General features: G+C 73.5%; 20 protein-coding genes. 10 read left to right on the forward strand and 10 right to left on the reverse strand.

Annotated elements, in window-relative coordinates:
- Positions 1-109: 109 nt before the first annotated feature.
- Positions 110-1,045: a carbohydrate kinase gene (locus tag ACIBD9_RS23295; protein WP_396720800.1), complete on the forward strand. Its 936-nt coding sequence runs from the start codon at positions 110-112 to the stop codon at positions 1,043-1,045.
- A gap of 80 nt (positions 1,046-1,125) precedes the next feature.
- Complete coding sequence (locus ACIBD9_RS23300; protein WP_396720803.1) at positions 1,126-1,884, forward strand: hypothetical protein; 759 nt, start codon at positions 1,126-1,128, stop codon at positions 1,882-1,884.
- A gap of 108 nt (positions 1,885-1,992) precedes the next feature.
- Here ACIBD9_RS23300 and ACIBD9_RS23305 read toward each other — a convergent pair whose 3' ends face one another.
- Together ACIBD9_RS23305 and ACIBD9_RS23310 are read right to left on the reverse strand one after the other, a co-directional pair.
- Entirely contained in the window at positions 1,993-2,823 is an 831-nt protein-coding gene (locus tag ACIBD9_RS23305) for an MBL fold metallo-hydrolase (protein ID WP_396720805.1), read from the reverse strand.
- On the reverse strand, positions 2,820-3,224 hold the full coding sequence (locus tag ACIBD9_RS23310) for a thioesterase family protein (protein ID WP_124820573.1): 405 nt from the start codon (positions 3,222-3,224) through the stop codon (positions 2,820-2,822). The genes ACIBD9_RS23305 and ACIBD9_RS23310 overlap by 4 nt, the downstream gene beginning before the upstream one ends.
- A 127-nt stretch (positions 3,225-3,351) precedes the next feature.
- Here ACIBD9_RS23310 and ACIBD9_RS23315 point away from each other — a divergent pair, with 127 nt between their 5' ends.
- Complete coding sequence (locus tag ACIBD9_RS23315; protein WP_396720809.1) at positions 3,352-4,437, forward strand: phosphatase PAP2 family protein; 1,086 nt, start codon at positions 3,352-3,354, stop codon at positions 4,435-4,437.
- 144 nt (positions 4,438-4,581) lie between these two features.
- Here the strand turns inward: ACIBD9_RS23315 and ACIBD9_RS23320 are convergent, their stop codons facing one another.
- The 3 genes from ACIBD9_RS23320 to ACIBD9_RS23330 all read right to left on the reverse strand — a co-directional run bounded on the left by ACIBD9_RS23320 (position 4,582) and on the right by ACIBD9_RS23330 (position 7,206).
- The gene (locus ACIBD9_RS23320; RefSeq protein ID WP_396720812.1) at positions 4,582-6,087 is read right to left on the reverse strand and encodes a PH domain-containing protein; all 1,506 of its coding nucleotides are present in this window, start codon (positions 6,085-6,087) and stop codon (positions 4,582-4,584) included.
- 103 nt (positions 6,088-6,190) lie between these two features.
- Positions 6,191-6,733 (reverse strand): PH domain-containing protein, encoded by a 543-nt coding sequence (locus tag ACIBD9_RS23325; RefSeq protein WP_387171772.1) that lies wholly within the window; start codon positions 6,731-6,733, stop codon positions 6,191-6,193.
- A gap of 242 nt (positions 6,734-6,975) precedes the next feature.
- Complete coding sequence (locus tag ACIBD9_RS23330; protein WP_396720815.1) at positions 6,976-7,206, reverse strand: hypothetical protein; 231 nt, start codon at positions 7,204-7,206, stop codon at positions 6,976-6,978.
- Positions 7,207-7,447: 241 nt separating this feature from the next.
- On the opposite strand from ACIBD9_RS23330, the gene ACIBD9_RS23335 reads away from it, so the two are divergent.
- From ACIBD9_RS23335 to ACIBD9_RS23345, 3 genes are read left to right on the forward strand one after another with little or no spacing between them, the layout of a single operon-like run.
- Positions 7,448-8,545: a MoxR family ATPase gene (locus tag ACIBD9_RS23335; RefSeq protein ID WP_091403835.1), complete on the forward strand. Its 1,098-nt coding sequence runs from the start codon at positions 7,448-7,450 to the stop codon at positions 8,543-8,545.
- Positions 8,524-9,525 (forward strand): DUF58 domain-containing protein, encoded by a 1,002-nt coding sequence (locus ACIBD9_RS23340; protein ID WP_396721003.1) that lies wholly within the window; start codon positions 8,524-8,526, stop codon positions 9,523-9,525. Before ACIBD9_RS23335 ends, ACIBD9_RS23340 begins: the two co-directional genes overlap by 22 nt.
- Complete coding sequence (locus tag ACIBD9_RS23345; protein WP_238682141.1) at positions 9,522-10,472, forward strand: VWA domain-containing protein; 951 nt, start codon at positions 9,522-9,524, stop codon at positions 10,470-10,472. Before ACIBD9_RS23340 ends, ACIBD9_RS23345 begins: the two co-directional genes overlap by 4 nt.
- A gap of 75 nt (positions 10,473-10,547) precedes the next feature.
- Here ACIBD9_RS23345 and ACIBD9_RS23350 read toward each other — a convergent pair whose 3' ends face one another.
- From ACIBD9_RS23350 to ACIBD9_RS23370, 5 genes are all read right to left on the reverse strand, one after another.
- Positions 10,548-10,763 carry a hypothetical protein gene (locus tag ACIBD9_RS23350; RefSeq protein WP_196925116.1) on the reverse strand — a complete coding sequence of 72 codons (216 nt, stop codon included), beginning with the start codon at positions 10,761-10,763 and terminating at the stop codon, positions 10,548-10,550.
- Positions 10,764-10,825: 62 nt separating this feature from the next.
- Complete coding sequence (locus ACIBD9_RS23355) at positions 10,826-12,094, reverse strand: acyltransferase (RefSeq protein ID WP_396720819.1); 1,269 nt, start codon at positions 12,092-12,094, stop codon at positions 10,826-10,828.
- Positions 12,091-12,996 carry an alpha/beta hydrolase gene (locus tag ACIBD9_RS23360; protein WP_396720822.1) on the reverse strand — a complete coding sequence of 302 codons (906 nt, stop codon included), beginning with the start codon at positions 12,994-12,996 and terminating at the stop codon, positions 12,091-12,093. Before ACIBD9_RS23360 ends, ACIBD9_RS23355 begins: the two co-directional genes overlap by 4 nt.
- A gap of 99 nt (positions 12,997-13,095) precedes the next feature.
- Positions 13,096-13,758 carry a response regulator gene (locus tag ACIBD9_RS23365; RefSeq protein WP_396720825.1) on the reverse strand — a complete coding sequence of 221 codons (663 nt, stop codon included), beginning with the start codon at positions 13,756-13,758 and terminating at the stop codon, positions 13,096-13,098.
- Positions 13,755-14,984, reverse strand: a complete 1,230-nt coding sequence (locus ACIBD9_RS23370) for a sensor histidine kinase (protein WP_396720827.1) — start codon at positions 14,982-14,984, stop codon at positions 13,755-13,757. The genes ACIBD9_RS23365 and ACIBD9_RS23370 overlap by 4 nt, the downstream gene beginning before the upstream one ends.
- Before the next feature lie 155 nt (positions 14,985-15,139).
- Here ACIBD9_RS23370 and fabG point away from each other — a divergent pair, with 155 nt between their 5' ends.
- The 4 genes from fabG to ACIBD9_RS23390 all read left to right on the forward strand — a co-directional run bounded on the left by fabG (position 15,140) and on the right by ACIBD9_RS23390 (position 18,563).
- The gene (gene fabG, locus ACIBD9_RS23375; protein ID WP_396720830.1) at positions 15,140-15,844 is read left to right on the forward strand and encodes a 3-oxoacyl-ACP reductase FabG; all 705 of its coding nucleotides are present in this window, start codon (positions 15,140-15,142) and stop codon (positions 15,842-15,844) included.
- A 27-nt stretch (positions 15,845-15,871) separates the two neighbouring features.
- On the forward strand, positions 15,872-16,639 hold the full coding sequence (gene fabI, locus ACIBD9_RS23380; RefSeq protein ID WP_091403861.1) for an enoyl-ACP reductase FabI: 768 nt from the start codon (positions 15,872-15,874) through the stop codon (positions 16,637-16,639).
- 100 nt (positions 16,640-16,739) lie between these two features.
- On the forward strand, positions 16,740-17,768 hold the full coding sequence (locus tag ACIBD9_RS23385) for a ferrochelatase (RefSeq protein ID WP_396720833.1): 1,029 nt from the start codon (positions 16,740-16,742) through the stop codon (positions 17,766-17,768).
- A gap of 15 nt (positions 17,769-17,783) precedes the next feature.
- A complete protein-coding gene (locus tag ACIBD9_RS23390) occupies positions 17,784-18,563 on the forward strand; it encodes an HAD-IIA family hydrolase (protein ID WP_238657188.1) in 780 nt (259 codons plus the stop codon).
- The last annotated feature ends 16 nt before the right edge of the window (positions 18,564-18,579 follow it).

Genomic DNA, 18,579 nt, shown 5'->3' on the forward strand with positions numbered 1-18,579 from the left:
GCGTCGGTGCGGGGCCTTCGGCGCCCATCGGGCCGTGCGGTGTGCCAGCCTGGTGCCACGGCGATCGGCTCGGCGAGCGGCGGCCGGTGGCGACGAAGAGGGGATGGGCATGGGATACGCGGTGGTGCTCGGCGAAGCGCTCGTCGACCTGCTCGACAGCGAACTCGACGGGGAGCGGGTCTATCGCCAGGCCATCGGCGGCGGGCCGCTCAACGTCGCCGTCGGGGTGGCCCGACTCGGCGCTGCGGCACAGTTCGTCGGCTCGCTCGGTGACGACGCGCTCGGCGGCCGGATCCGCGCCTTCCTCACCGCGGCCGACGTCGGGGTGGCCGGTGCGATCACGGTTCCGGCGCCGACCACGCTCGCGGTGGTCACGTACGCCGGGCCGGAGCCGGACTTCCGTTTCTACGGTGAGCCGGCCTCCTACGGACTGCTCGGCCCCGACGATCTGGACCTGGCGCTGCTGGAGGGCGCCGACGTGCTCTACTGCGGCTCGATCGTGCTGCTCCGACCCGACACGCTGGCCGCCGCTCGACGTGCCTGGTCGCTCGCCACCGGCCTGCGGGTCTTCGACCCGAACGTACGGCCCCGGCTGCTGAACGGGCCAGCCGCGCTGGAAGGGCTGCGCGAGGTGGTGGCCGAGTTCGCCGCCGGCGCGCACCTGGTCAAGCTGAGCGCCGCCGACGCGGTGCTGCTCTATCCCGGTGAGCCGGTCGAGGGAGTGGCGGCGTACCTGCGTGAGTTGGGGGCGGCCACGGTGGTGCTGACGCTCGGCGCGGCCGGTGCCGTTCTGGCCGCCGCCGACGCCGACCCGGTCCGGGTGCCGGCCCCCAAGGTCGACGCGATCGACGCCACCGGCGCGGGTGACTCGGTGATGGCCGCGCTGATCGCCGACCTGCTCGTCGACGGCGAACCGGAGGGCCCGTCCGGCTGGACCGACCGGGTGGCCTTCGCGCTGCGGGTGGCCGGCCTGGTCTGCGAATCCCCGGGCGGCGCCACCGCCATGCCCACCCGCGCCGCCGTACAGAACCGCTTCACCGCCTAGATGCCGGTTGTCCGCTGACCGTAGGTCGCCCTGACTCTGACGAGGAGACCGCGCGCCGCAGGGCGGCTACTCTCGTTCAGGTGCAGTCACTCGGCGGACTCGTCAGCGTCCATCCGGTATCGAACGGCCGGCGGTGGGCTATCGCGATTGGAGCGTTGCTGATCGCGGGCGTTCCGACGGGTGTGATGGCTACCGTGATCGCCACCTCGTGGATCCCCAGTCGCTTCGGCCGGCTGATCGGCTACTCGTTGGTTATCGTCGCGGTGGCGTTGCCGGTCGCGATCACACAACTGACGAAGGCCATAAGGGGCGGTCTGGCCGAGTCGTACGAGATTCACGAGCACGGCCTCGCGCATGTCAGGCGGGGCGGCCGGCGCACCTGGACATGGGAACAGGTCTACGGCCTCGTCGTGATCGAGAAGGGCAACATTGCCCGGTTCGGTTGGGACTTCGGCTGTCTGGTAAGCCTTGACGACGGCGCCCGGTTGCAATTCAACGGTCTCACCCGCGATGCCAGGGCGATGGCCGAGACGTTGAAGAGCCGCTGTCCGCAGGCTGTCGGTAAACAACACGATCCCCTTTGGAAGGGCATCTTCCTCTGGCTGGCCCCTGTCCTCGCGGTCGCCTTCGGCTGGACGACCTGGTGGGCCGTAGATTTCATCAAGACGAACGACGCACAGTCCGACTCAATCTCGCCCGACTACGTGGAGGGCGTCGACCCGTTGAGCGACGGCGCACTCGGTGGGCTCAGCTTGCTCATCGTCGCCTGCGTGATGGGCTTCCTTACTGCCACCTTCGCATCGATCGGGCTGATCACCGAACGCATACGCTCCCGCTGACTCTCTTCGCACCTCGACCACCGAGGGTGCCCGCCTCGCGAAGTGGACGTGTGGCACCGGCACCCACCAGCAGTGGCGGCGTACCCAGGTGTAGCTGCGCCGGGTGGGTCAGGCCGTGCCGGTCAGTTCCAGGTAGCCGCGGTGGGCGGCGACCAGGGCGGGGCGGGCGCCGAAGGGGGCCTCGGCGGCCACCCGCTCCGGAGGGGCGCTGCCGGTGTGCGCGGCCCGGATCAGCCAGGCCAGCTTCGCCAGCTCCGCGTGCTGGGCCCGGACGAAGTCGACGTCCACCGGGTCGCCGTGGCCCGGGATGACCACCGTGCGCGCGGTGGTGAGCCGCAGCAGGTCCGCGACCGCGTCCGGCCACTGCAGGGGGTACGAGTCCTCGAAGGCGGGCGGGCCGCTCTGCTCGACCAGATCGCCGGCGACCAGCACGTCGGCGTCCGGCACGTGCACCACCAGATCGGCCTCGGTGTGCCCCCGCCCCGGGTGTCGCAGCAGCACCCGCCGGCCGCCCAGGTCGAGAACCGTCTCGACGTGAACGGTGTGGGTCGGAGCGAGCAACGGGGTGTCGGCCAGCTCGGCGGCGAGCGCCGGGTGCTCCGTGCGCAACTCCTCGTACGCCTCCCGGCGCAGCCGCTCCGGCTCCTCGCGCAGGGCGGTGGCGGCCAGTTCGTGCGCGTACACCGGGCGGGGTGGGTCGCCGGCCAGGACCGCGTTGCCGAAGCAGTGGTCGTAGTGGTGGTGGGTGTTGACAAGCGTCAACGGACGGTCGGTGACCGCCCGGACGGCCGCGGCCAGCTCGGTGGCCTGGGCGGCCGAGGAGAGCGTGTCCACCAGCAGCGCCTCGTCGTCGCCGACGACCAGGGTGACGTTGACCCGCAGCAGCGGCTCGGCCAGCACGTGCACCCGGTCGGCGACCTCGACGAAGTCGGCGTTCACGAGACCCGCCCGGCGCGCTCGACGAAGCGTCCCCGGTCGACCAGGATCCGGTCCACCCGGCCCCGGGCCACCGTCTGGTCGCCGTCGCTGACGGTGACCTCGAACGACAGCCGGCGACCGTCGACGGTCGCCAGCAGCGCCTGCGCGCGGACCGTCCGGCCGACCACGGTCGGCGCCAGGTGCTCCAACTCGACCCGGGTGCCCACGGTCGTCGAACCGGGTGGCATTCCGGTCGCCGTCGCCGCGACGGTGGCCGCCTCGGCCAGCGCCAGCACTCGGGGAGTGCCCAGCACCGGTACGTCCCCGGAACCGACCGCCTGGGCGGTGTCCGCGTCGGTGACGGTCAACTCGACCTGGGCGGTCAGACCCGGCGCGAAGGCCGGCTCGGGCTGCTCCTGCATGGTCGTCAGCCTAGGTGTTCGCCGGACACGTCGAGCACGCGCCCGGCGATCCGGGCGCACCCACCCCCGACGACCAACGGGTGGTCCCCGTCGGTCTATGCCGTACCCGTCGTTAACCTTGACCCCGATGGCCGTCGTGACTGACCCCCAGCCCCCCGCCCGGACCGACCCGCCCGCGTCCCCGGACGGGGGTCGTCGGCGCGTCGTCGCCATGACCGTCTGGGCGGTCGCCTTCGTCGCCGCGTGGCTGGCCATCGGCCTGCCCACCGACCCGGCGTACGCCTTCGTCTGGATCTGGCTGGCGACCATCGCCTGGAACAGCGAACGGCCCTGGCGGAGCCACCTGCGCTTCGCCCGGGACTGGGTGCCGGTGGTGCTGCTGTTCGTGGTGTACAACCTCTCGCGCGGCTTCGCCGACAACGGGGCAACGCCGCACGCGATGGAGCTGATCGTCGCCGACCGGTTCATGTTCGGCTGGGCCACCGGCGGCGAGGTGCCCACCGTCTGGTTGCAGCAGCACCTCTACCACCCGCAGGTGCACTGGTGGGATGTCGCGGCGAGCTGGGTGTACTTCTCCCACTTCGTGGTGGCGCTGACCGCCGCCGCGGTGCTCTGGCTGCGCGACCGGCACCGCTGGGCCGCGTACATGCGGCGCTGGGGTTTCCTCTGCGCGGCCGGCCTGGTCACCTACTTCATCTACCCGGCCGCCCCGCCCTGGTGGGCGGCGCAGAACGGCCTGCTCACCGAGGTCGCCCGGATCTCGACCCGGGGTTGGAAGGCGTTCGGCATGCACGGCGCCGGCAACGTCCTCAACGCCGGCCAGATCGCCTCCAACCCGGTCGCCGCGATGCCCTCACTGCACACCGCGTGGGCGTTGTTCGTGGTGCTGTTCTTCCTGACCGCCACCCGTCGTCGCTGGTGGCCGCTGCTGCTCGCGTACCCGCTGGCGATGACCTTCACCCTGGTCTACTCGGGTGAGCACTACGTGATCGACGTGCTGGTCGGCTGGGCGTACGTGGGGCTGACCTTCCTGGTGGTCGGTCTGGCGGAGCGCGGCTGGGCGGCGTGGCGCGCCCGTCACCCGCGCGTCAAGCCGGACCGGCCCACGGAGCAGCCCACCGACCCCACCGACCCCCCACCCGGCCAACCCGAGCCCCCAACACCACGCGGCCCAGACACCGCCACCCACCCCGCAGTCCCCGCAGACCACTAACCCCCGGCCTGGCCCTCTCGGCCCGACCCCAGGGCTCCCGGCCCGGTGATCATGAAGTAATTGCCCTCCCGCGCGGCGTGTCGGCGCAATAACTTCATGATCAACGCGGGGGAGGGGAGGGAGGGAGGGGGAACGGGCGCAGGGTCAGGGTTGGGTGCGGGCTTGGTGCGCTCTGGTGGTCAGGTCGGCTGCCAGGGCCCAGGCCTCTGCCAGGTCGCGGTCCTGGGCGGTGGCGCCGGAGCCGCCCGCGGTGTCCGCGTGCACGGTGGCCAACCCGAGACGGCGCTGGACAGGCCCCTGGACCACCCGCACGCTCTGGATCCGGGCGTAGGGCACGATCACCAGTTGCCGGGTGAGCCGCCCGGACCGGGTGGCGAACACCCGGTCGAACAGCCCGGCGCCGAACGCGGCACGGCCCAGTGGGTGCAGCCAACGGGTCCGGCGCGGTGGCGGGCTCAGCGGGAGCGCGTCGAGGCGTACCCCGGGAAGCACCTCGGCGACGATCATCGTCGCCGTCGGGAGGTCGCCGACCGGTAGCAGCCGGTCGGGCCGGTTGCGGTCGTCGGCCTCCGCGACGGAGTAGCCGGCCACCTCCAGCCGCAGCCGCAGCCAGCCCTTCATCCGCCACAGCAACGGCCAGGTGGCCCGGACGGTCTGCACCCGTTCCAGCGGCACGGTCTGCGCCCGCGTCTCCAGCAGGCCGTTGTGCACCCGCAGCGTGCCGCCGTCGCGCGCCAGTCGGAAGTTCCAGTCGTCGAGGACCCGGCGGATCGGTTGCAGCAGCACACCCGCCATCGCCGTCAGGGTGCTCGCCACCGCGACGAACGACCACGACCCGGCGGTGAGGAACTGCACCACGACGAAGGCCACACCGAACGGGAGCAGGAACGCCTGCGGGGTGAGTAGTTGGCTGACCAGCAGGTTCTGGTTGCGTACCGCGTGCAGTGGCCGGCCCGGCGCGGCCGCCTGCGGCGTCGTCGCGCCCGGGGCCACCGGGGCCGCCGCGTCGCCGGGGGCGGGCAGCTGCGCCACCCGCCCGGCCAGCGCCAGCAGACGCTCGCGCAGCAGGGCCGCGTCGGCCACCCCGAGGTACGCCAGTGGCGCCTCGGTCTTGCCCCCGCCGACCACCTCCAGGCGCAGCTCGGCCAGGCCGGTGAGCTGGGCGAGCAGCGGCCGGACCACCTCCACGGCCTGCAACCGTTCCAACGGGATGGCCCGGGTACGCCGCCAGAGCAGCCCCTCGTACACCCGTAGTTCCCGGCCCACGACGTGGTAGCCGGTGTTGTACCAGCTGATCACCGACAGCACGGTGGCGCCGAGCGCGAGCACCGCCACCATGGCGGCGAACCACCCGAACCCCACCCGGGACAGGGTCGACCAGGACAGCCCGGCGATCACCACGACCAGGGACTTGGCGCCGTGCAGCACCGGGCTGAGCGGATGCAGTCGCTGTCGGGGCTCGCCGTCGCCGCCGCCCGGTGACGCCGGCCACGGCGTGGGCGCCCCCGGCGGCACCGGCCCCGGCGGTGCCACGCCGGTCGGCGCAGGCGGTGCCGCGCCGACGGGTGCCGCGCCGGCGGGCAGCACCGGCCCCGGTGGCGTCGGGCCGGTGGGTGGGACCGTGCTCGGCTCGGCGGGCCCGTCGCTCATCGGAGCGGCCCTCGACATGGTCGGCGGCTGCCCGCGCGGGTGCTCACAGGGTCGCCTTTCGTTCGCGACTGCGGGGCTCGCAACCCCGGCTCACTCCTCGCGCTCACAGGCCCTCCGCCCGGTCCTCGCCGAGCGCGGTGAGTCGATCGCGCAGCCGGGACGCCTCCGCCGGACGCAGGCCGGGAACCCGGGCGTCGCTCGCCGCCGCCGCGGTGTGCAACTGCACGGTGGCCAGGTCGAAGGCGCGCTCCAACGGCCCGGCGCTCACGTCGACGAACTGCATCCGCGAGTACGGCACGATGGAGAGCCGGCGGACCAGCAACCCGTGCCGGACCAGCAGGTCGTTCTCCCGTTCGGCGTACCCCCACGCCCGGACCGCGCGGACGATCGCGACGGCCCGCCACGCGCCGAGCACCAGCACGACGGCGACGGCGAGCCCGAACAGCCAGTGCCCGCTGAACGCCCAGCCGACCCCGGTCACCGCCAGCCCGATGGCGACCACGATCGCCAGCCGGATCAGCTCCACCCAGATCAGGTCGGTGGAGATCGGCTGCCAGTTGACCGTGTCCGGCCAGGGCTCCAGCGGACCCCGACCACCCGGCGCGGCCGTCAACAGGGCGCCGGGCGGGACGGGGTCGGACGGCAGGAGGCCGGGGGAGGGTAGGTCAGGCGGGCGCTGGTCGGCGGCGGGTGCCGGCCGGTGGCCGGGCGGCAGCGCACCCGGTGGCAGCGGGGCGGGCGTCGAGACATCCGGCGCGGCGGGCTCCGGGCCGAGCGTGCCGGGTGCGGGGAACGCGCCGGGTGGCGGCTCGACACCGGGTGGTGCGGTGGCCGGGGTGGGCGGCCAGGACGGGGAGGTGGGGCCGGGGGAAGCCGGAGGGTCGCCGCTCACAGGTCGAGCGTAGGCGATCCGGGCACCGGAGTGACGGTACGCAGGAAGCCTCGAGCGTCCAGGAAGTCACCGAGTCTGCCCCGGTGCTCGGCGCAGGCCAACCAGGTCTTGCGCCGATCGGCGTCGTGCAGACGAGGATTGTTCCACTCCAGCGCCCAGACGGCGGCGGACCGGCAGCCCCGGGCGGAACAGACCAGGGCTTCGTCGGCGGGGGAGGGGATGCTCATCCCGGCCAGTCTAGGGCGGCGGGACGGAGAAGTTGAGCGCCGGGCGACCACGGGGGGAGCCGCCCGGCGACGGGGTGAATCGTACACGCGGCGGGCCGGTCCGTGCACTCCCGAGATGCACGATTCGGCTGCTGGGGACGGCGCGGCCAAAATCGGCTTCTCCCCACCTCGACACTCAGCAAGGCGTGCGAGTCTTGATACCGCACGAGCCGCGACGACCGACAAACGCTGTGGAGGACCGGTGGCCCAGCCGACCATGCCCGACGCCCCGACGCCGAACGGAGCGGCGCCCGCGCCGGTGACCACACCCGCGCAGGACGCCAGCCTGCTGGAGAAGGGCTTGTTCGAGATCAAACGTGTGATCGTCGGGCAGGACCGGATGGTGGAGCGGATGTTCGTCGCGCTGCTCGCCCGCGGTCACTGCCTGCTCGAAGGCGTGCCCGGGGTGGCCAAGACCCTGGCGGTGGAGACCCTCGCCAAGGTCGTCGGCGGGTCCTTCGCCCGGGTGCAGTTCACCCCGGACCTGGTGCCGGCCGACATCATGGGCACCCGAATCTACCGGCAGTCGAGCGAGAAGTTCGACGTCGAGCTGGGCCCGGTCTTCGTCAACTTCCTGCTCGCCGACGAGATCAACCGGGCGCCGGCGAAGGTGCAGTCCGCGCTGCTGGAGGTCATGAGCGAGCGGCAGGTGTCCATCGGTGGGGAGAGCCACCGGGTGCCGGACCCGTTCCTGGTGATGGCCACCCAGAACCCGATCGAGCAGGAGGGCGTCTACCCGCTGCCGGAGGCGCAGCGGGACCGGTTCCTCATGAAGATCGTGGTGGGCTACCCGACCGACGCGGAGGAACGGGAGATCGTCTACCGGATGGGCGTGGCCGCGCCCGAGCCGACCGCGGTGTTCGACACCCCGGAGCTGATCGCCCTGCAACGCAAGGCGGACCAGGTCTTCGTCCACAACGCCCTGGTCGACTACGCGGTCCGGCTGGTGCTGGCCACCCGGGCCCCGGCCGAGCACGGCATGCCCGACGTCGCGCAACTGATCCAGTACGGTGCCAGCCCGCGGGCCTCGCTGGGTCTGGTCCGGGCCACCCGCGCGCTGGCGCTGCTGCGCGGGCGTGACTACGCGCTGCCGCAGGACGTGCAGGACATCGCGCCGGACATCCTGCGGCACCGGCTGGTGCTCAGCTACGACGCGCTCGCCGACGACGTGCCCGCCGACCACATCGTGCAGCGGGTGATGTCGACGATCCCGCTCCCGGCGGTCGCTCCCCGGCAGCAGGCCACCCCACCGTCGATCGCGCCGCCGCCGGGCGCCGGCTGGCCCGGGCAGCGGCCGTGACCTCACCCACCCCTCGTCCGGCCCCCCTCGCCGACCGTAGCGAGGCCGTGCTGTCCCGGCTTCAGCTGCTCGTCACCCGCAAGCTCGACGGTCTGCTCCAGGGCGACTACGCCGGCCTGCTGCCCGGGCCGGGCAGTGAGGCGGGAGAGTCCCGCGAGTACCGCCCCGGCGACGACGTGCGCCGGATGGACTGGCCGGTCACCGCCCGGACCACCACACCGCACGTGCGTCGTACGGTCGCCGACCGGGAACTGGAGACCTGGCTCGCGCTGGACCTCTCCGCCAGCCTGGACTTCGGGACCGGGCAGTGGCTCAAGCGGGAGGTGGTGGTGGCCGCCGCGGCCGCCATCACCCACCTGACCGTGCGCGGGGGTAACCGGATCGGCGCCGTGATCGGCACCGGCGGTGGGGTGTCCGCGCCGGCCCGACGCTGGCGCGGCGGAGCACCGCCGGTCGGGCCCGGGGTGCTCACCCGGCTGCCGGCCCGCTCCGGTCGCAAGGAGGCGCAGGGTCTGCTGCGTGCCGTCGCCGGCACCGCCATCCGGCCCGGCCGTGGCGATCTGGGCGCCCTGGTCGAGATGCTCAACCGTCCGCCCCGCCGTCGCGGGGTGGCCGTGGTGGTGTCGGACTTCCTCGCGCCGGTCGAGCAGTGGGCGCGACCGATGCGCAAGCTGCGGGTCCGCCACGACGTGCTGGCCATCGAGGTGGTCGACCCGCGCGAGCTGGAATTGCCCGACGTGGGCGTGTTGCCGGTGGTCGACCCGGAGAGCGGCGAGCTGCACGAGGTGCAGACCGCCGACCCGCGGCTGCGGCAGCGCTACGCCGAGGCCGCCACCGCCCAACGGGCCGCGATCGCCGCCGCCCTGCGCGGCGCCGGCGCGGCCCACCTGCGTCTGCGTACCGACCGAGACTGGCTGCTGGACATGGTGCGATTCGTGGCCGCGCAGCGGCACGCGCGTACCCGGGGGACGACACGATGATCCGTTTTCTGCAACCGTGGTGGCTGCTGGCTGTGCTGCCGGTTTTCGCCCTCGCCGCGTTCTACGTCTGGCGGCAGCTGCACCGCCGGGCGTACGCGATGCGGTTCACCAATGTGGACCTGCTGCGTACGGTGGCGCCGAAGGGCCTGGGTTGGCGTCGGCACGTCCCGGCGACCGCGTTCCTGCTCTGCCTGCTGGTGCTGGCCACCGCGCTGGCCCGTCCCGCGGTGGACACCAAGGAGCCGTTGGAGCGGGCCACCGTGATGCTCGCCATCGACGTGTCGTTGTCGATGCAGGCCGACGACGTGGCGCCGAACCGGCTGGAGGCGGCCCAGGAGGCGGCCAAGCAGTTCGTCAGTGAGCTGCCGGAGAGCTACAACCTGGGCCTCGTGTCGTTCGCCAAGGCGGCCAACGTGCTGGTGCCGCCGGGCAAGGACCGGGACGCGGTGACCAGCGCCATCGACGGGCTGGTGCTGGCCGAGGCGACCGCGACCGGTGAGGCGGTGTTCACCTGCCTGGAGGCGATCCGGTCGGTGCCGGCCGACGGTGCGGCGGGTATTCCACCGGCCCGGATCGTGCTGCTCTCCGATGGTTTCCGGACCTCCGGCCGGGCGGTGGAGGAGGCGGCGGCGGCCGCGCAGGCCGCCAACGTTCCGGTCTCCACCATCGCGTTCGGCACCGACACCGGCCAGGTCGACATCGGCGGGCAGTTGCAGCGGGTGCCGGTGGACCGGATGGCCCTCGCCGAGCTCGCCGAGACCACCGAGGGTTACTTCTACGAGGCGGCCTCGGTGAGCGAACTGAAGCAGGTCTACCAGGACATGGGCAGCTCGATCGGGTTCCGCACCGAGCCGCGTGAGGTGACCCAGTGGTACGCCGGGGTGGCGTTGCTGCTGGCGCTCTGCGCGGGCGCGTTCAGTCTGCTCTGGTCGTCCCGGATGCTGTGAACCGCTGCGCCGGCGGCGGTCGACGACCGCCGCCGGCACCGGCAGGGGGCGGCGCCAACCGCCGGCCCGGAGGGGTCAGTGACCGCCGCCGGCGAGCACGAAGACGATGGCCACCCAGACGGCGGCGAGGGTGAAGCCCAGCGGGGCGACGTAGCGGCTCATGACGGCTCCGGGTGGCGGCTGGACGGTCCGCGTGCGGGGGCGGACCGCAGGGGGTGGGGACGCGCACACGAAGTCGTGACCGGGCGGCTCCCGGCGACCGCCCGGGATCGGGCGGCGCGGCACACTCACCTCGGCAGGTGCCCAGGTGGTGGGGAGCGGAGCGGGGTCAGCTCACCAGACTGAGTCGTGGCTCAGCGGGACTGACCATCGGCCCGGCCACGACTGGGAGGATCGCTATCTCGCACAGCGATCACCTCCTGCAAGTCGGGCGGGCCGGAACGTCGATGATCGTACACCTGCGGTGCCGACGGAACGCACTCGGCTGACCGGCCCGCGACCCCTCCACCGCCCGGTCGGCGACGCCGCTCACCACCGGCGGGTACGCCTCGGCGGAGCAGCGATCTCGGCTGACCCACCCGTACGACCGTGACCAGCACCGCGGCGAGCAGCGGCAGCCAGCAGAAGCGCGCCAGCACCCAGCCCGGGTCGTCCGGGATGGTGTGCAGACCGGGCAGGGCCAGCCCGCTGCGGGCGGTGAGCGCGGTCACCGCCACCAGTACCGGCTGGTGCCACAGGTAGATCCGGACCGCGAACCGGTTCACCTCGGTCACCGCTCGGCCCGGCAGCGGCCGGGTCAGCAGCCGGTGCAGCGCCGGCCGGGCGAGCAGCCCCAGCCCGACCTGGGTGACCGCCAGCGCCACGACCAGCAGCGACGGCGGGTTGAGGTTGGACACCCCGGCCCCGGGCACGCCGACCGCGCTCACCGGGTAGCCCAGCGCCAGCAGCGCCGCCAGCGCGACCGCCCCACCGGCCGCCAACGTGGCGCCCGCGCGCCGGCCGTCCAGCCGCCCGTCGGCGTGCGCCACACCCAGCAGGTACGGCACCGACCAGGCCGCCAGCACGGTGACCGGGGGCAGGTCGGCGCCGGCCGGCAGCAGCCGGACGGCCAGGTCGGCCGCGGCGACCACGACCACCGCCGGCGTCCCGCACCGCGCCACCCCCCACCGGCGTACGGCGGCGCGCAGCGGGCCGGTCACCGCGACCAGGATCACCAGCGGCAGCAGGAACCACAGCGGGCTGACCGCGAGCCGCAGCGCGACGGCGAGCGTGTCGTCCGAGGTACCGACGACGGTGGCGGCGAGCAGCACGGCGGCCCCCACACCGAGCAGCGCCACCGTGGGCAGCAGCAGCCGACGCAGCCGACCGGCCAGCCAACCGCCCGCGCCGCCCGGGTAGCGGGCCAGCGAACGGGTCGACCCGAACCCGGCGGTGAAGAAGAACAACCCGAGCGTCTGCAACACCCAGGTCACCGGGGCCAGGTCGGGCAGGGCGGTCAATGGACTGGCCTGGTGCAACCCACCGTCGCCGGTCAGCACCAGCCCGGTGACCAGCCAGTGCCCCAGCACCACCCCGCCGATGGCGTACGCCCGCAGCGCGTCGACGGCACGGTCCCGGCTCATCGGGCATCCCCGATCGGGTCGGCGTCGACGCCGTCCAGCACGACCGTCGCCACCGCGACCAGGGCGGCGCTGCCCGGCGCGAGATAGCCGTCGTGCCCCGCCACCCCGCCCACCGGCAGGGGCCGGGCGCCGAACGCCGGGTCACCGGGTCGCCGGCCGAAGCCCAGACCGGGCAGCCGCACCGGGGGTACCCGACGGATCCAGTCGGTCGGCGCCTCGGCCGCCCAGAACCGCCGCCCGCCCGGCAGGTCGTCGGCGCGCTGCACCCCGGCGCCGACGCCGCCGAGGCTGATCACGTCGGTGACCTGGGACGGGGCGTCCGCCGCCGCCAGCGACACCACCAGCGCCCCGTAGCTGTGCCCGACCAGCGTGATCGTCGCCGCCGGACGCCGCCCGGCCAACTCGCGCAGCAGCGTGGCCAGTCCGGCCGCGCCGCGCCGGGCGCTGACGCCACCGGCGGCGGTCAACACCCCGTCGGGCGGGTCGTAGCCGAGCCAGGCCAGCACCGCGACCCGCGCCGCCGGGTCGGTCGCCCGCAACTCCCGGAAGAGCTGCCCGGCCTGCACCGCCGGCGCCCGCCGGGCCACCCCGCCCAACCCCCGGTCGAAGTCGGCCAGCGTGCTGCCGACCCCCGGCACCAGCACCGCGATCCGGTCCGCGTCGGCGAGGTCGCCGAGCACCTCGACCGCGCGGCCGTCACCACGCTCGTCGAACAGCAGGAACCGGCGTCCGCCGGCCGCCCAGTCCGCGTACGGGGGGCCGGCCGCGCGCATCGCCGCCGCCACCACGGGGTACGCCTCGACGAACCCCGCCGCCGTGGCCGGCTCGGGTCGGGTCGGCAGGACCAGGTTCACGCCGAGCAGCGTGGCCATCGCGACCCGGCTGGCACCTCGTCGTCGCATCACGTTCTCCCTCCGGAATGTCGTCCGGAGGGAGCGTGCGCCCAGGGGCTGGGCCGGGTCGTCGTCCCGCGGAGCCGTTCCCGCGCTGGCTCCCCGGGGCTACTCGCCGGCGGACACCAGACCCGTCTCGTACGCCAGCACCACGGCCTGGGCCCGGTCGCGCAGACCCAGCTTGGCCAGGATCCGCCCGACGTGCGTCTTCACGGTCTGCTCGGCCACCACCAGGTCACCCGCGATCTCCGCGTTGTTGCGGCCCCGGGCAATCAACCGCAGCACCTCGGTCTCGCGCGGGGTGAGCCCGGCCAGGTCGGTGGGGCGTGGGCGGCGGCGGTCCGGACGGTTCGCGAACTCGGCGATCAGCCGACGGGTGACCCCCGGGGCGAGCAGCGCGTCCCCGGCCGCCACCACCCGCACCGCCTGCACCAGATCGGCCGCCGGGGCGTCCTTGAGCAGGAACCCGCTGGCCCCGGCCCGCAGCGCCTCGTACACGTAGTCGTCCAGGTCGAAGGTGGTGAGGATGAGCACCCGGGGTCGCTGCGTCGACCGGTCACCGAGCAGCTTGCGGGTGGCCTCCAGCCCGTCCATGACCGGCATCCGCACGTCCATCAGCACCACGTCCGGGTCGAGGTGGCGGGCGGCGGCCACCGCCTGTGCCCCGTCGGCGGCGTCCCCCACCACCAGCAGGTCCGGTTGGGCGGCGAGCAGCGCGCCGAAACCCTGCCGGACCATCGCCTGGTCGTCGGCGATCAGCACCCGGATCATCCGTCCCCGCCCTCCGCGTCGTACGGCAACTCGGCCGCCACCGCGTAACCCCCGTCGGGCAGCGGCCCGGCGGTGAACGTACCGCCCAGTGAGGTGGCCCGCTCCCGCATGCCGGTCAGCCCGTGGCCGGAGCCGCCGTCGGCGGTCGGTCGGGCGTCGGCCGGGGAGTTTTCGACGCGTACCCCCAGGCCGGATCGACCGGCGCGGACGGTGACCCGCACCGCGGCGCCGGCCGCGTGGCGGGCTGCGTTGGCCAGGCCCTCCTGCACGATGCGGTACGCGGCCAGCCCGACCGGCGCGGGCACCCGGTCGTCGTCCACCGGATCGGCGTTCAGGGTCACCGGCAGCCCGGCCCGGCGTGCCGCGTCCACCATGGCGCCCAGGTCGGTCAGGTCCGGCTGCGGCGCGGTCTGCGGCCCGGTCGCCTCGCTGCGCAGCACCCCCAACAGCCGCCGCATGTCGGTGAGCGCGTCACGGGCTGACGCGGCGATGGCGACGAACTCCGCGGCTGCCGGGGCCGGCACGTCGGTCAGCCGGTACGGGGCGGTCTCCGCCTGCACCGCGATCAGCGACATGTGGTGGGCCACCACGTCGTGCATCTCCCGGGCGATCCGGGTGCGTTCCTCCAGCACCGCGCGGCGTTCCTGCTCGCGTTCGCTCAGCTCGGCCTGCGCGGCCAGCGCGTGCCGGGACAGCCGGTTGCGGCGGATCAGGTCGCCGACGATCGCCAGCGCGCCGAGCAGCAGCAGGACCGGGACCCGGTTGTCGGGGTGGACCGAGATCAGCACCGGCACCGTGCTGATCGTCACCACCCAGGCCAGCACCGGCCGGTCGACCCGCGCGACGACCACCGCCAGCACCGCGATCGAGCCGAGCGCCAGCGGCGGGGTCCACGGCCAGGCCTGGTCGGCCGGGGCGTTGAAGGTGCAGATCAGCAGGGCCAGCACCGTCAGCCGCCAGGCCAACAGCGGACGCCGGGGCAGCGCCAGCAGCGGCGCCACCGTCATCGCCGCGAACAGCAGCGCGATCGGCGGCGGCAGGCCCCACTCGCTCTCCACGGTCAGCGTGATCAGGAACAGGCCGAGCGCGGCGAGCAGGCCGACCGGGGCGGCGTAGCGGGCCGGCCCGGGCCAACGGGCCAGCAGCGGCCGGCCGGGCGGGGCGTCCGGGCCCAGCAGGGTCTGCCGCAGGGCCCGCAGGGCCGCGCCGATCGGATGCCGGTTCACCACCCGGAGGCTACGGGTCGACCCCGTCACGAGGCGTGCCACCAGGGGTTGATCCCGGTGTCGTACCCCAGTGTGACGCGACTCCCGTTAGCGCTTACCTGCCGGTAACGCCTAGGCTCCGACGCGTCCGTGCTGACCATTCGCAAGGGGGAACAGTGGCCCGTACCGTGCTGGTGACCGGGGGCAACCGGGGAATCGGCCTGGCCATCGCGCAGGCCTTCGCCAAGCAGGGCGACCGGGTGGCGGTCACCCACCGCAGCGGCGAGGCACCCGACGGGCTCTTCGGCGTACGCGCCGACGTCACCGACGCCGCCTCGATCGACGCCGCGTTCGCCGCCGTGGAGGCCGAGCTGGGGCCGGTCGAGGTGCTGGTCGCCAACGCTGGCATGACCGCCGACACGCTGCTGCTGCGCATGTCCGAGGAGCAGTTCACCGACGTGGTGGACACCAACCTCACCGGCGCGTTCCGGGTCGCGAAGCGGGCCTCCGGCAAGATGCTCCGCGCCAAGTGGGGCCGCATGATCTTCATCTCCTCGGTGGTCGGCCTCGCCGGCGGCGCCGGGCAGGTCAACTACGCCGCCAGCAAGGCCGGCCTCGTCGGCGTCGCCCGCTCGATCACCCGGGAGCTGGGCAGCCGCAACATCACCGCGAACGTGGTGGCGCCCGGCTTCATCGACACCGACATGACCGCCGGCCTCACCGACGACCGCAAGGCGGAGATCCTCAAGTCCATCCCGGCCGGTCGGATGGCCAGCCCGGACGAGGTCGCCGCCGTGGTCACCTGGCTGGCCTCGGACAGCGCCGGGTACGTCTCCGGCGCCGTCATCCCGGTCGACGGCGGCCTCGGCATGGGCCACTAACCCTTTTGACTACGGAGGAAATCTGCGATGTCCGGACTGCTCGCCGGTAAGCGACTGCTCGTCACCGGTGTCATCACCGACGCCTCGATCGCCTTCTCGGTGGCGAAGCTCGCTCAGGAGAATGGCGCGCAGGTCGTGCTCACCGGCTACGGCCGGCTCTCCCTGGTCGAGCGGATCGCCAAGCGGCTGCCCGAGCCGGCGCCGGTCATCGAGGTGGACGTCACCAACACCGAGCACCTGGCCGGCCTCGCCGACCGGGTGCGCGAGCACGTCGACGGCCTCGACGGCGTCGTGCACTCGATCGGTTTCGCCCCGCAGAGCTGCCTGGGCGGCGGCTTCCTCGACGCGCCCTGGGAGGACGTGGCGACCGCCCTGCACGTCTCCACCTTCTCGTACAAGTCGCTGGCCATGGCGGCGCTGCCGCTGATGTCGCCCGGCGGCGCGGTGGTCGGCCTGACCTTCGACGCGACGAAGGCGTGGCCGGTGTACGACTGGATGGGCGTGGCCAAGGCCGGCCTGGAGTCCGCGTCCCGCTACCTGGCGCTGCACCTGGGCAAGCAGGGCATCCGCAGCAACCTCGTGGCCGCCGGGCCGCTGCGCACCATCGCCGCGAAGTCGATCCCCGGCTTCGACCAGTTCGAGGACGCCTGGGCCGAGCGTGCCCCGCTGGGCTGGAGCCTCACCGACCAGGAGCCCGCCGCGCGGGCCTGCCTGGCGCTGCTCTCCGACTGGTTCCCGGCCACCACCGGCGAGATCGTCCACGTCGACGGCGGCTACCACGCCATCGGTTCCTGACGCCGCACCGTGACGCTCCCTGGTCGCCGTTCGCGTGATCTACGCGTCCGGACCAGGGGGCGTCGCCGGGACGTCCCGGCCGAGGGACAAGAATGACCCCATGTCGTACGACGCGGTGGTGCTGGTGTCCTTCGGCGGGCCCGAGCGGCCCGAGGACGTGATGCCGTTCCTGCAGAACGTGACCCGGGGCCGGGGTGTCCCTCCCGAGCGGCTGGCCGAGGTCGCCGAGCACTACCAGCACTTCGGCGGGGTGTCCCCGATCAACCAGCAGTGCCGGGACCTGCTGGCCGCGGTCCGCGCCGACTTCGCCGCGCACGGTCTCGACCTGCCCATCTACTGGGGCAACCGCAACTGGGACCCGCTGCTCGCCGACACCGTGACCCAGATGCGCGACGACGGGGTCACCCGGGCGCTGGCGTTCGTCACCAGCGCGTACGGCGGTTACTCGTCCTGCCGGCAGTACCAGGAGGACATCGCCGCCGCGCGTGCCGCCGTCGGCCCGGACGCCCCGGTGATCGAGAAGCTGCGCCAGTTCTGGGACCACCCCGGCTTCGTCGAGCCGCACGTCGACGCGGTCCGGGAGGCCCTGGGCCAGCTCGACCCGGCGAAGCGGGACACCACCCGGCTGGTCTTCACCGCCCACTCCATCCCCAGCTCGATGGCGGCCAACGCCGGCCCGCACGGCGGCCGGTACGAGGCGCAGCTGCACGAGACCGCCCGGCTCGTCGCCGCGGCCGCCGCACCCGACCTGGCGTACGACCTGGTCTGGCAGAGCCGCTCCGGCCCGCCGCAGGTGCCGTGGCTGGAACCGGACATCAACGACCACCTGGCCGCCCTCGCGCAGGGCGGCACCACCGCCGTGGTGGTCAGCCCGATCGGGTTCGTCTCCGATCACCTGGAGGTCGTGTGGGACCTGGACACCGAGGCGCTGGAGACGGCGAAGCAGCTCGGCCTGGACTTCGTCCGGGCCGGCACGCCGGGCACCGACCCGCGCTTCGTGACCATGGTGCGTGAGCTGGTCACCGAGCGGACCGACCCGGACGGCGCGCAACTGCGCCGCCGCCTGGGCGAACTGCCCATGTGGGACACCTGCCCCACCGTCTGTTGCGTGCCGACCCGTCGCCCCTGACCTCTGAGGATCATCATGCATGACCGTAAGCCCGTGCAGAGTTGGCTGACCGACATGGACGGCGTGCTGGTGCACGAGGGCCAGCCGGTACCCGGCGCACCGGAGTTCATCAACCGGATGCGCGCCTCCGGCAAGCCGTTCCTGGTGCTGACCAACAACTCGATCTACACCCCACGGGACCTCACGGCCCGGCTCAGCCGGATGGGGCTGGACGTGCCGGAGGAGTCCATCTGGTCGTCCGCCCTGGCCACCGGCCAGTTCCTCGCCGACCAGCGGCCGGGTGGCACCGCGTACGTCATCGGTGAGGCCGGGCTGACCACGGCACTGCACGCCGTCGGCTACGTGCTGACCGACTTCGCCCCCGACTACGTGGTGCTCGGCGAAACCCGCACCTACAGCTTCGAGGCGATCACCAAGGCCGTCCGCCTGATCAACGACGGTGCCCGGTTCATCTGCACCAACCCCGACGTGACCGGCCCGTCCGTGGAGGGCGCGCTACCCGCCGCCGGCTCGGTCGCCGCCATGATCTCCAAGGCGACCGGGGTCGAGCCGTACTTCGTCGGCAAGCCCAACCCGATGATGATGCGCTCGGCGCTCAACACCATCAACGCGCACTCGGAGAGCACCGCGATGATCGGCGACCGGATGGACACCGACATCCTGTGCGGGTTGGAGGCTGGGCTGGAGACCATCCTGGTGCTCACCGGGATCAGCAGCCGCACCGAGGCGGAGCGTTACCCGTACCGCCCGTCCCGGATCGTCAACTCCGTCGCGGACCTGCTGGACGAGGTCTGACCCGCCGCGGCGGTCT

The organism is Micromonospora sp. NPDC050784 (assembly GCF_044456765.1).
GTDB classification, from domain to species: Bacteria; Actinomycetota; Actinomycetes; order Mycobacteriales; family Micromonosporaceae; genus Micromonospora; species Micromonospora foliorum.

Coding starts and splice junctions, on each gene's coding strand:
- ACIBD9_RS23295 (WP_396720800.1), top strand. CDS start 110: ATGGGATACGCGGTGGTGCTCGGCGAAGCGCTCGTCGACCTGCTCGAC.
- ACIBD9_RS23310 (WP_124820573.1), bottom strand. CDS start 3,224: ATGCAGGAGCAGCCCGAGCCGGCCTTCGCGCCGGGTCTGACCGCCCAG.
- ACIBD9_RS23315 (WP_396720809.1), top strand. CDS start 3,352: ATGGCCGTCGTGACTGACCCCCAGCCCCCCGCCCGGACCGACCCGCCC.
- ACIBD9_RS23320 (WP_396720812.1), bottom strand. CDS start 6,087: ATGAGCGACGGGCCCGCCGAGCCGAGCACGGTCCCACCCACCGGCCCG.
- ACIBD9_RS23330 (WP_396720815.1), bottom strand. CDS start 7,206: ATGAGCATCCCCTCCCCCGCCGACGAAGCCCTGGTCTGTTCCGCCCGG.
- ACIBD9_RS23345 (WP_238682141.1), top strand. CDS start 9,522: ATGATCCGTTTTCTGCAACCGTGGTGGCTGCTGGCTGTGCTGCCGGTT.
- ACIBD9_RS23355 (WP_396720819.1), bottom strand. CDS start 12,094: ATGAGCCGGGACCGTGCCGTCGACGCGCTGCGGGCGTACGCCATCGGC.
- ACIBD9_RS23360 (WP_396720822.1), bottom strand. CDS start 12,996: ATGCGACGACGAGGTGCCAGCCGGGTCGCGATGGCCACGCTGCTCGGC.
- ACIBD9_RS23365 (WP_396720825.1), bottom strand. CDS start 13,758: ATGATCCGGGTGCTGATCGCCGACGACCAGGCGATGGTCCGGCAGGGT.
- fabI (WP_091403861.1), top strand. CDS start 15,872: ATGTCCGGACTGCTCGCCGGTAAGCGACTGCTCGTCACCGGTGTCATC.
- ACIBD9_RS23385 (WP_396720833.1), top strand. CDS start 16,740: ATGTCGTACGACGCGGTGGTGCTGGTGTCCTTCGGCGGGCCCGAGCGG.
- ACIBD9_RS23390 (WP_238657188.1), top strand. CDS start 17,784: ATGCATGACCGTAAGCCCGTGCAGAGTTGGCTGACCGACATGGACGGC.